Origin of the sequence: Pseudoalteromonas sp. bablab_jr011 (assembly GCF_016464045.1) — a bacterium.
GTDB classification, from domain to species: Bacteria; Pseudomonadota; Gammaproteobacteria; order Enterobacterales; family Alteromonadaceae; genus Pseudoalteromonas; species Pseudoalteromonas lipolytica.
Window position 1 is genome coordinate 1 of record NZ_JACDWU010000135.1, and the last position, 12,594, is coordinate 12,594.

A 12,594-nucleotide genomic window follows, 5' to 3' on the forward strand; every position below is an offset into this window, starting at 1 on the left:
AAGCAGGTGGCCGATATAGAACGTGCGCTAAACGCCAGACCTAGAAAGTGCCTAGGTTACAAACAGCCTGTCGTTGTGTTTAACGAATTACGCAATGCGGCCTAATTTAGCGAGTGGTGCACTTCGGGGTTGAATTCGCGTTGTTAATATTTAAAGTAAATTTTAATAATAGAAATTCCCAATCTATAAATTTAAGTTTGGTAAAGGAAAATGAGCATTTTGAGGCTGCATTTTCCCAAACTTAAATAACTCTGATCATGATTTGATAACTGGTAATGAAGATTGTGACAGTTTTAATGAAGTCTGTGACAGGTAATTAAGATTGTGACAATCTAGCCAGTAGAACACTAAAAAGGCGAACCAAATGGTTCGCCTTTTTGTTAACTCGTTTTTACCAAAAATGAGTTAACGTAAATGCTCTAATGGCGGTTTTGAGCGATGAAAAGACGCTTGTAGAGAGTTATGGTGATCAGCTCAACTTTATGTTGCAGACATTCAGCCAGCTCATTTCAGTATGAAATTTGTTAGTTATTCTCTCGCTATATTTACATCATCTGCAAAACACTAATCAGATTAGTTTTCTGAAAAATACATATCTAATTATTTAGTTGCAAAACCAGAGTCCGATCACTTAATGTATAAAACACAATGAAGATAATATATTTATTTTTAAAATTAGTTCTATCCAATTTAAGGAAGGAAAATGATTGGCTCAATATGGAATAAATGGGATTTACACGTTCATTCGCCATTCACGCATCAGAACAATCAATATAATGGCACAACTATCGAAAATTATGTTGATGCTTTAATTACTAATGATATTGCCCTTGTTGGTGTGACTAATTACTTTTATTTTGCAGATAATGAGCTTGAAGTCATTCGTGAAGAGATAGCCAAAAAAGGCGCTGATATTACTGTTTTAGGTAATGTTGAGTTTAGATTAACCCAACCTAATAAAGACGGAGAGTGGATAAATGTTCATTGTATTTTCGCAGAACATATTACCAGTGCTCAAATAAATGAAGCCTTATCTAAATTTCAAATTGCTAATACAGGAGGTTTTCAACAAGCAATTTATTGCTGCCAAAATTCATTTACTCAAAACGGAATTAAACCTTCCGATGTTACGGTTAATTTTGAAAGTTTAATTGAACACATGAAAATAAGTTTTCGATTTGGTGTCGATTATCTCATTGCTGTATGTCCAAATGGTTATGGTGGTTTTAGACCAAAGAGAGAAGGTCGTTCTATTGCAATGGCGATAGAAATAGAGAAAAAAGGTCAGCTATTACTTGGTACTAAAGATGATCGGGAATTTTTCTTAAACTGTCTGGATAGGTATGAAGGTGCTGTACCTAAACCTGTTTTTTGCTGCTCTGATGCACATGGTTTTATAAGCGATCCCAAAAATGGCAGGTTTTCTGTTGGTGAAAACTATACGTGGGTAAAAGCAAAGCCAACGTTTGAAGGGCTAAGGCAGGCATTAATTGAACCAGAAATTAGAGTTCAACAATCAGATGATTTTATTGAAAAAACGTTTATAAAACCTAAATTCACTTCAATTCAGTTAAATGGTGAAATTTTTACTGGTCAAGCAATTAAATTCCTACCGCAAACTATTCCGTTAAACCCTAATATGGTGGCAATTATTGGGGGGCGTGGTACAGGGAAAAGCTTGTTTCTAGACTCAATGCATTCAATGTTTAATCATCAAGCAGTATTTACTAATGCTCGTAGGGTTGAGGTTAATAGTTTGAAGATTACTTTTGACCAAGGTGATGGTACTGAGCTGGTGTTTAACTCATTAGATGATACATATTCATATCTGCACGTATCTCAGGGGGATATTCAAAACTTCAGCCAAGAGCCGAGCCAATTGAGTGACGAAATAAAACGAATGCTAGGTATTCATGGAGCAACTTTCGATTCAGTGACATCAAATGCAATTACTGAAAATATAGGCAAATATAGGAGTTTTGTTCAATATTGGGAGTTATCTGATGACGTTGGCAACAGGCTCAATACTCCTACGTATCAAAACGCCATTAAAGAGAAATTTATTAAATTAATGGCAACTATAACTAACCCTCAAAATAAGCAACATATTGAACAATATCAAATTAACCTGAAGTCGATAAACGAAAAACAGTTATTTATTAATGAACTAAGAGAGGTTCAAGCAGCAATAACTAGGTCTATAAATGATATTAATAATAGTTTAGGTAGTGTTAATCTCAAGCTATTGAAACCAAACCAAATCCCCTTACTTAACACTACTGCTACAAATGACAAAATCACCTCCAATATTTTGCAATTTGAAAGTGAAATTGAACAGTTAAGTACTGGTAACTCAGCGATTGTTGTAGCTTTTCAACAACAAGGGATAAATCAGGACATATCATCGTTATTGGATAAGATTTCTGAGTACCAATTGGCTATTGATACAGCAGATTCCAAACTTCAGGAAATACAAACTAAGACAGAACAATATCATGACTATGTTAAATCAAGAGCAGAATTAGCTTCATCGTACCGTAACTACTTAATTGAAGAAAAATTGAAAGTAGATGACAAATTTCAATCGCTAAAATTAGAAAAAAAACATTGGAATGATGAGCAAAATGAATTGGTTGCTTCTATGTTGGATGAAATCAATATCAATGGCAGCATTATTTTTGATAGTAAAAAGTTTTATGAAGGGCTTGAAAGATGTCTAAACCGAGGAAAATTTAGGGCTACACAATCCAAAACAACAGCAAAACGTTTAGAAGAGATGTTTGCTATACGGCAATCCACTGCAATTGATGACTTTTTTAATTTGATAAAAGGGAATAAACAAATTGCTTGTGAAGGTGATGTGGATGAGCATGGGCAACAAGTACTAATTTCGATTGAAGATTTTTTTTGGAGATCAGAGTTTTTCAATCAAGGTGGAAGATTCGAGCTACTTAACTATTTGTTCTCACCTGAAAGCATGAAAACATTCCTTTATGTTAATGCTGAATTTGAATATAAAGGTAAAACAGTAGATAAACTGAGTGTGGGTCAAAGAGGTACATTCTATGTCTGTCTTAAATTAGCGACAGATCCATTTGGCAGCCCTTTTGTATTTGATCAACCTGAAGATGACTTGGACAATGATTTTATCATGAGCCAGTTAGTGCCATTATTCAGGAAAATTAAGAAATATCGTCAGGTCATTATAGTTACACATAATGCAAACTTAGTTGTTAATACTGATGCAGAACAGATAATTGTAGCTAACAACGAGAGCGAAGTTATCAGTTATAATTCCGGTGCATTAGAAGATGGGACGATTGCAGATGGAGTAGGCACTAAAGCGAGTATTTGTAATATACTCGAAGGGGGTAGCTATGCTTTTGAAAAACGTGAGCGTAAATATGGAATTCAAGCATTAGTTTGAATACTGCATCACCATTTTCACTCATGATTTTTTGAAGTGATTGATTATTTGAAATTTGAGTTTAATGGCCACTTTTGTGAGGTGCAGCTTTAAATTCAATTTTCTGAGATTCATATGTCACAAACTTAATTTTAGATAATTGATAATTCAAAAACCATAGTGTAAAGTCAGTCACAATCTTCATTAGTTAAATTAGTTAACTATTTTATAGAAAAATTTGATTTTTAGTCACAAACTTCATTTCTAGTCATCATGATTAAATTCAAATGCCAAAAAGCCGTTGCAGCAATGTAACGGCTTTTTTGTTGGAGAAAGTTAGCGAGTTGCGAGGGGAAAGTTACGAGGAACGAGTTTCGAGATGTGAGTTGTAGGAGGCGTTTTAACGCCGAAAAAAGAGTTATTAGATATCAGTCGTCAGAAGTCAGATTAAGAATACAAGTTAGCGAGGGAGCGAGTTAGCAAGGGGAAAACGTATATAAGCTAGTTTGTGCCTGCACATAGCTTAGGCTAAACACGATACCGTAGGCGTGAAATTTATTTCGCGAGTAAATTAGAGTAAAGTCAAAAAGCAAGACCTGACCCCATTTCTTTCCCCAGAGTAAAGCGCAACACAGCTGGCTATTCAGTATTTTGTTTTAAGTTATAAAAACGATTAAATATCAAAATACTAGGTAGACAAATGAGGATAGGTGTCTAACATCAATTTAAAGTGAAGATAGGGAAGTTCTAAAACACACTGTTTTTATGCGGTAGTGAATAAACCGACCTTCAATGAACATGAGTTAGCTTTATAAAATATGCTGCGTAAAATGCCATAACTCGAATGGCGAGCTACTGTAACTAGGGAGTGCAAGTATGGGAATCTTTGAGCGCTATTTATCTGTGTGGGTCGCGATATCTATTGCCGCTGGGGTTGCGTTAGGCATTGTTTATCCGCCTTTGTTTGAAGCGATTGCAAAGCTCGAAGTTGCGCACGTCAACGTGGTTGTTGCTGTTTTTATTTGGGTGATGATTTACCCAATGATGGTGCAGGTCGACTTTTCAACCATTAAAGAGGTCGGTAAAAACCCGCAAGGCCTAGTATTAACCTTGGTGATTAATTGGCTTATTAAGCCGTTCTCTATGGCTGCATTAGGGTGGCTGTTTTTCGAAGGATTGTTTGCCGATTTTGTTTCACCAGAAACGGCTCAAGAATATATTGCGGGTATGATTTTACTGGGGGTAGCCCCTTGTACTGCGATGGTGTTTGTGTGGTCGCAATTAACAAAGGGCGATGCTAATTACACCTTAGTGCAAGTGTCGGTAAACGATATCATCATGATTTTTGCTTTTGCTCCTATTGCTGGTTTATTGCTCGGTGTGACAGATATTCATGTACCGTGGGGCACCTTGTTTATATCTGTCGTGTTGTACGTGTTATTGCCTTTAATCGCGGGTGTACTTACACGAAAAAGTATTAATCGTTCAGGGCGAGACGAAGCGTCTATTGCTGGCTTATTGGATAAGTTAAAGCCGTTTTCTGTTATTGGCTTGTTGGCAACCGTGGTACTTTTATTTGGTTTTCAGGCGAATACAATTATTGAGCAACCATTAAATATTGTATTAATTGCCATCCCATTAATTCTTCAAACTTACGGTATTTTCATTATTGCTTACTTTATTGCGGTAAAACTTAAGCTTAAGCACAGCATTGCAGCACCCGCTTGTTTAATTGGCACCTCAAATTTCTTTGAGTTGGCGGTAGCCGTAGCAATTTCTCTTTTTGGCTTACATTCTGGTGCGGCATTAGCAACGGTGGTTGGCGTGCTTGTTGAAGTACCCGTTATGCTTTCGCTTGTAGCTATTGTGAATAAAACTAAACATTGGTTTACCGAATAATAGAGATTTAGCACCTAAACTAGACTGTAAACGTGAAATTTATTTTGAGCGGAGGAGCTTTCTATATGATTATCAGGTCCTTCTTTTTGCCAAACCCCTTTACCAATCTATAACCTACACTATGCACCGTAGGCGTGAAATTTATTTCGCGCGATGTCTACTTTATCGGGGTCAGATCATTCATCTGACTTCTAACGACTGATATCTAATATCTCCTTTTTTGTTCGGCGTTAAAACGCCTCCTACGACTCGAATCTCGTTCCTTGCAACTCGCCCCTAAAACCAGTTAGTTTGTTTTCGATCATTGCGCTATAAGGTACTCAAATCTATACTTTTTTGTATCGATGTTGATTAATAATATCAGTACTTTATAAGCGAATGGAAAATCTTACTATAGCCATGGCTGGGCTTACCGCCATTATTCTTTTTATTTTTGGTCTCGAGAACTTTTCTCGGGAGATCGAGAATATATCTGGCGAGCACTTTCGTAAGTCGTTAAGTCGCGCAACGAATATTCCCATTTTAGGGGTGTTAATTGGTGCGGTGGTGACGGCTTTTATTCAATCGAGCTCTGCAACCTCGGTGATCACTATTAGCCTGGTAAATGCCGGGGTGTTAACGTTTAAAAACAGTGTTGGTATTATCTTCGGTTCGAACGTGGGCACCACCATCACAGCTCAGCTGGTGGCTTTTAAGCTAACTGTGTTTGCCCCTGTGATCATTATTATTGGCTTTTTTCTGTCGCTGACTCGTAACCGTTTTTCAATATTTGGAAAGGCTATTTTCTATTTCGGCTTTGTGTTTTTTAGCCTTAACCTGATTTCTTCGTCACTTGCGCCGCTGCAAAATAACCCCGCATTAATTGAAATTTTAACGCAGCCGCAAAATCCGCTTATCGCGATTTTAGTGGGCTGTGTATTTACTGCTATGGTGCAGTCGAGCTCGGTAACAACGGGGTTGGCAATCGTATTTACACAACAAGGTATTTTGGGGCTTGAGAATGCCGTGCCACTTATTATGGGCGCGAACATTGGCACCACGGCTACAGCCATGATTGCGGTGTTTGGCATGGATATCGCCGCGAAAAAAGCCGCGCTTAGTCACTTTTTGTTTAATGTGGGTGGGGTGCTGTTGTTTCTGCCTTTCATTTTACTGTTTGGTAATAAGTTAAGTGAAATCAAGATGGAGCCAGCAATTGCGTTGGCGAATATTCATTTTATTTTTAATGTGGTTGCCAGCTTGGTTTTTATTCTTTTTCTTAATCCTTTTACGCGATTTGTGGATTTTCTGCTTGGCGAAGGCAAAATGGATTTTGAACGTCTTGAGTTACCTACCTACCAAGAAGATGAAGAGTTTCAGCACGTTGTTGATAAACTGGAGTCGGGGAACCAACAACTGCTTAACTTTTTGAAAGAGAATTACAACCAAGTCACGCTTAGCCTAGAAACAAACTTTAAGGGTATTCAAGACACCGCGCAAAAGCGCTTGGAATATGCCAGTTTTGTTGAAAAGGAATACATTACTTATTTCACGACTATTGTTAGTAAAATCAATGATGAAGAGCAGTCACGAGAATTAATGCTGCAAATTAATCGCTTTGATTATTTGTTTCAAATTCACGACTCCATCATCGATCTGTTTGAAAGCAAACGCATTATGAATGAGCAATTTATTGAGCTAAAAAGCGATATATTGATTTTGATCCGCGAACTTTCGAGCGATACGCTTACCCTGTTTACCCATACGAGTGAGCACCTTGAACAACCTAAAAATGATGAAATAGAAAAAGCAGCGAAGTCACTGCAATTGCACCTTAATCAAGCGCAGCGAAAGTTGTTAATGCTGCTTGCCGATACCAATAGAAAAGACGCTGGCGCGCTGACAAATTTTGTGACTTACTCGCAACGACTTAAAGATAAACTATTGAACTTACATAAAATGTATTCACATAAAAATGCCGAATTATAGTGTAAACATGACTCAAGCTGTGTTGAGTGAATTGATAAATGACATATGTTTGGGTATGTATTAATTGCTTTAGGTGTTTTGATCAGTAAGCTGACAGTGCGGGTATTCAAGCGTACGGAGCGCATATTCTGTACGCTTGAATCTGGCTTTATTGAATTAAGCTTACTTGTTTTACATAGGTGTCGGTTTGCAAACCAAAATGCCCTAAAACATAAGTGTAAGTGGCGTTTTCATTCCATAAACGGCTGCTGTGTATACCGTACACATAACATGTGCCCGTTGAGCATACGATTTGATCAGAGTAACTCTTTATAGAATACACTTTGTCGCCCAATGCCTCGCCATAAATACTGTTGAGTAAGGGGCTACCCACCGACAAACCATAGTAACCACATGTACTATTCCACACGTTGTACGGGTAAACGCCGCAGCTTAATAAGCCGCGAGCTGCACCGGCTACACCAACGAAGGTATCAACGTATGCTGCCATGCCTAATTTATAAATTTGTTGTGCGGCCAGTGTGACCCCCATTGAATGACCAATAATATCAATTTGACCTGTGCATGATTGGTTAATAGCCGTAAGAATGGCGTTGCGTACTGGTGTTTCTTCACTGCCATTGTGATCATTGCAACTAGCGCAAGATTTTGAGCCCCAATCTGGGGTGAAAATTTCACTACTAGCATACCCTTTTCGTTTTAATTCATTGATGGTGTTGTTCCAGCTAGAGGGGGATGCAGTGTTGCCATGCACCAGTACCACATTATCTCTACATGCTGCAAAAGCAGTTGTACACATACCCAAGCAGAGGGTAAATAAAGTGAGTAGGCGTTTCATTGAGTGTTCTCCTGTTTAACAATTATTTTACAACGTATGAAATTTAAACAGGGCTGGATATAGTACTTTCGTGCAGCAGCACTATTTCGTAATATGCAATGCATGATTTTTTATTTTGCTAACCGCTAACCGCTAACCGCTAATCGCTAACCGCTAATCGCTAACCGCTAATCGCTAACCGCTAATCGCTAACCGCTAACCTCTCTCCCAAAACCTAATAATTTGTACTTAAAAACAACACTAAAGTTAAATAATTGTAAATATTTTCTTGCAATCGTACCTGTTTAGTCTATTTTCTGATCGGAGGTCACTCCTCCAACCTGATAGATATAATTACAATCAACAGGAACACACATGAAAATAAAAACACTCTCACTAGTGCCGGCATTAGTACTGGCCGCGGGTATGAGCCACAGCGCGTTTGCGGCGCAAGGGGTTGCATTTGTTCACGGCACAGGCCAGCAAACAGATGCATATAACGACTATTGGACAGGCAGTTTTGTTAATACGGTACGCCAAGGTTTACCAAACACCAGTAACTACACGGTGATCAATTGTGACTTTGAGCAGTATATGTGGGCCGATGGGGCCGCGGGCTGTTTAGCTGGGCAGCTAACCACATTTATAAATAATAAAAATATTACTGACTTAACACTGATCACTCATTCTAACGGTGGCAATGTGGTGCGTTGGATTTTATCGAACCCGACATGGGACAGCCGTTTTCCAAATATTATTAATAAAGTAACGCGCACCATTGCACTGGCTCCATCAAGTGGTGGCACGCCGTTGGCTGATGCGGTTGTTGCGGGCAACTCGTTTGAGCAAAGCTTAGGGTGGTTACTGGGCTATGGCAACGATGCAGTAAAACAACAACAAGTATCGTGGATGGCATCGTATAACGCTCAGTGGTTGTACGGCACACCAAACCGCCCAAGTTTACCATCTCGTTTTGAAACGGTTGTCGGCAGTGATGTTGATTCGGCTGTGTGGGATAGCGATAGTTATTGCGGCGGATACCAAAATCAAGTGGCACTTGAAGTGACACAAAATTGGTTAGACAGCTGTTCAGATGGTTTTTTAAATTGTAGCTCTCAGTCGCTAGCGGGGGTGGTGTGGTTTACAGATAAATCACGCACGAAAGGCAGTGAGCCTTTAAGCCACCAGCAAAGTCGTCGCAATTGTTTTGGCTTGCCAGACATGATTAAAAATCGAATTTAGGAGCCAGACAATGATCAATAATTTAAGCAAAATATGTGCTGCAATACTGCTTGTGAGCTCTGCGGCAAATGCAAATGAGCAAACCGTTTATCAATTTCCTGAGGTTCAATCGGCGTCTGTAGCGCAGTTACAAATGCTTGAAAAAGACAGCGTAGAGTATTGGCAACGCGTGTCAGGCAAAGAGCTAAAGCGCGGTGTACCGGTGTTTGTGAACCAAGCGGAACATTTTATTCGTATCGCCCCTAAAGCGCGTTTTGAGAGCGGTGAAGTGTTTAAACCTCGCGGCTTGCAGCTCGATAAGTTTTCAGTGAGTGATGCCAATGCGCAACAGCTGCCAATGCACGCTATTGCAGCGCGTGAGCAAATGCAAAATGCCGGTTTTACTGATGGCAGTGTTGGCCTTAAGCTTGGCCAAGTTAACGCTAAGGCAATGTTAAAAACAAGCCAAGCGCTTAACGACAACGACACCTACTTAGTACATGTTATTGAAAAAGGCTCGCGTAACGCCTTACATGCCAAAACGCAATTTAAAGTAAACGACCAGCAGCAGCGCGTAGGCATGCAGTTGAGTATGGGGCAAAAGCGCGTTAAAGATAACGAGGTGCAACTTAGCTTATACAGCCCTGAAGGCGAGCAACTTGATGTACGCTATGAAAATGGTGAGGCAGTTTTCACATACCCGCTTGAAACCCTCGGTGCAGCAAATGGCTATTATGAGCTTGAGGCGAATGTCGAAACAAAAGTAAATGGGCAAACTGTAAAACGCTCTATAAAAATGCCGTTTGTGAACAGTTCGCAAACCATTACTATGGATAATGCTAAAGTTACGGCACTTGGCAACAACCAGTACCAAGCATGGGTGCCTGTGCAAGTTACTGACTCTGGGCGTTACGCTATTCGTGCCACTTTAACCGGTAAAGGCGATAAGGGCGAACGCGTAAAACTAGCAACAGTAGAAGTGGCTAAGCAAATAGACAACTATGATCAATTTATGATGCCATTTTCTGTTTCAAAAGCTGCTAAAGCCCCGTTTGAGCTGGTGGATATTGAACTTACCGACCAAACGCGAATGTTAAAGTTTGCACAGGGGCAATAAACACAACTAACCAATTTGTAAGCCGGTGCATAAACCGGCTTTTTTGTGCCTTAAGGCTGAGCTATAAAGCAAATGACCCCCCTAAGTAAGTTGATTACACCACTTAATCACTAAAGCCATTTCAGCTGTATCAAAGTATTTTAAGTTACTTGAAGTCGTGAAATTTATTTCGCACTAAAGGGCTAAATATCTGTTTAATAATGCGCCTTTTATGTTTAAGATAAAATTTGGACATAAAAATGTGGGACTGACAATTTTACTAAGGAAAGGGAATGCCAGGTATTTATTTAGCAGTATTGGCCAATATTGGCTTTATAGCTTTCATTGTTTTGCTCTTAACGTTACTTAAAAAAGTGACCATTAGCCCTCGTTGGTTATGCATATCATTAGTCATTTTTATTTGTTATTGCTTCGCCTTATTTAATGGTAAAGCGATTATTCCACTCGACGTATTGTTCTCAGATCTTAGGTGGAATTGGTCAGGAAAAATAGCCGCCATTATACTCTGGGGGTGTGTATTACTTGCTTTAATTCGCTTTAAAAAAGACTTTAAAATTAAAGAGGCTGGTTTTACCTTTAAGCAAAATGAAGGCTCTATTGAACCTGCGTTTATGATGATGGGTTTGTTTATCATTTTGCAGGTAGTTATCACCCTGATTTTAGGAAGCGATCCTAACTATGATCTTGAAACATTACTGTATCAAGCAGTCATCCCCGGATTTGATGAAGAGCCTATGTTTAGAGGGGTATTATTGTTTTGTTTTTCTTTAGCAGTTATATCTACGCGTTTTAACTTGCTGGGTGCGCCAATAAATGTTGCTGGTTTACTGTTGGTTTTACTATTTGGTTTAGCGCATGGGGTCATGTATAGCGAGGGAGAATGGTTTTTTTCTACCTTTAGAATCGCATTAACGAGCACCTATGGTTTTATTTTACTGTGGTTAAGAGAGCGTACAGGCAGCCTTGTATTTCCTATTTTGGCGCATAATTCGGTGAACTTAGTTGGGCAGTTAGTGTAGCCGCAACGAGATTACTGTGTTTATAGGCGCTGGGCGCGTTACTTTAACCATTCACGGTTAAGCCTCTTTTAGGGTTAACCGTGATTTGGGATGCTTTTTGTAGCCGTGAAATTTATTTAGCGCCAAAGAGTCTTAATCCGCATTTTGTGGCTTTAACGTTTAGCCTTCACCCTAGATTCTACAGCCTGTTATCTTTTAAACTGTCATAAACACATTATCTTAGAGAATACGTTGAATTACTTGGCTCATCTTTATTTAGCAAAACCAACGGCTGATTCGCATTTTGGCAATCTGTTGGGAGATTTTGGTGGGCGTAGGCATTTGGCACAGTTACCTAAGCCCGTTAAGTTTGGCCTTGAAAATCACTACCTCGTTGATAAATTTACTGATACGCATCCACTCGTTAAAGAGGCCAAACAGTACTTTTCACCTGCACGTAAACGCTTTGCCAGTGTTGCAATTGATGTGGCGTTTGATCATTTTTTAATTCAACATTGGTCGCGTTTTAATAGCCAACCATTGCATGACTTTAAACACATGAGTTATTCGCTTTTAAATGCGCGACGCGCCATGATGCCTTTGCGTATGCAGCATGTTGTAAAAAGCATGACTGAAAACGACTGGTTTAAAGAGTACGAAACTCTCGATGGAGTAGGTCTTGCGCTCGATAACATTGCACGACGCATTCGCTTTGCTAATAACTTTGCGGGCGCAGCTGAAGACATTGCCCGTCATTACCATGATTTAGACGCCGTGTTTTTAGCTTTCTTCCCTGAATTGGTTGAACATGTGAAACAGCAGGCGATTGAAAAGCTGTAAGCAACTATAAATACCGAATTAAAACCCCCACGACGAAAGCCAGTTATGCCAAGATTACAATGGCCTGTTGCTTAATCGTTGCTGTAAAATTGCGATGTGCGAAAGGTTTTTAAAAATTCACTCGTTAGTCCTCACAACCCCCTTAATTTAGTCATTCAATACTTTTGTAATATTTATATGGAAGGGGGTGGCGCTTTTTATTATGTTTAGTTATTATCTAAATGATAATGGTTGTTGTTTTCATGTTCATAAACATACCTTTGCCTGTAAGTTTACCCTCACTCAACGCAGTATCTTATGGGTTCTATTGACACTATTTGAGTAAGAA

Annotated in this window: 8 protein-coding genes and 1 pseudogene; 8 read left to right on the plus strand and 1 reads right to left on the minus strand. The window is 39.1% G+C overall.

Features of this window, described 5'->3' with window-relative positions; genetic code table 11:
- The 4 genes and pseudogenes from JIG41_RS06150 to JIG41_RS06165 form a co-directional block, all read left to right on the plus strand.
- Nucleotides 1–105, plus strand: a pseudogene (locus JIG41_RS06150) (IS30 family transposase); the annotation flags it as partial.
- Between the two features lie 598 nt (nt 106–703).
- Nucleotides 704–3,427, plus strand: coding sequence for a TrlF family AAA-like ATPase (locus JIG41_RS06155; RefSeq protein ID WP_075593790.1), 2,724 nt, complete (start codon nt 704–706; stop codon nt 3,425–3,427).
- Nucleotides 3,428–4,282: 855 nt separating this feature from the next.
- Nucleotides 4,283–5,305: an ACR3 family arsenite efflux transporter gene (gene arsB, locus JIG41_RS06160; RefSeq protein WP_199524432.1), complete on the plus strand. Its 1,023-nt coding sequence runs from the start codon at nt 4,283–4,285 to the stop codon at nt 5,303–5,305.
- 378 nt (nt 5,306–5,683) lie between these two features.
- Complete coding sequence (locus tag JIG41_RS06165; protein WP_036966685.1) at nt 5,684–7,273, plus strand: Na/Pi cotransporter family protein; 1,590 nt, start codon at nt 5,684–5,686, stop codon at nt 7,271–7,273.
- Between the two features lie 148 nt (nt 7,274–7,421).
- Here JIG41_RS06165 and JIG41_RS06170 read toward each other — a convergent pair whose 3' ends face one another.
- Nucleotides 7,422–8,111: an alpha/beta fold hydrolase gene (locus JIG41_RS06170; protein WP_036966687.1), complete on the minus strand. Its 690-nt coding sequence runs from the start codon at nt 8,109–8,111 to the stop codon at nt 7,422–7,424.
- Between the two features lie 354 nt (nt 8,112–8,465).
- Between JIG41_RS06170 and JIG41_RS06175 the strand changes: the two genes are divergently transcribed.
- From JIG41_RS06175 to JIG41_RS06190, 4 genes are all read left to right on the plus strand, one after another.
- Nucleotides 8,466–9,332, plus strand: a complete 867-nt coding sequence (locus JIG41_RS06175; protein WP_036966690.1) for a hypothetical protein — start codon at nt 8,466–8,468, stop codon at nt 9,330–9,332.
- A 10-nt stretch (nt 9,333–9,342) separates the two neighbouring features.
- Nucleotides 9,343–10,428: a DUF4785 domain-containing protein gene (locus JIG41_RS06180; RefSeq protein WP_199524433.1), complete on the plus strand. Its 1,086-nt coding sequence runs from the start codon at nt 9,343–9,345 to the stop codon at nt 10,426–10,428.
- A gap of 272 nt (nt 10,429–10,700) precedes the next feature.
- Entirely contained in the window at nt 10,701–11,447 is a 747-nt protein-coding gene (locus JIG41_RS06185) for a type II CAAX prenyl endopeptidase Rce1 family protein (protein ID WP_065978630.1), read from the plus strand.
- A gap of 231 nt (nt 11,448–11,678) precedes the next feature.
- Nucleotides 11,679–12,266: an ACP phosphodiesterase gene (locus JIG41_RS06190; protein WP_074989023.1), complete on the plus strand. Its 588-nt coding sequence runs from the start codon at nt 11,679–11,681 to the stop codon at nt 12,264–12,266.
- Nucleotides 12,267–12,594 lie beyond the last annotated feature (328 nt).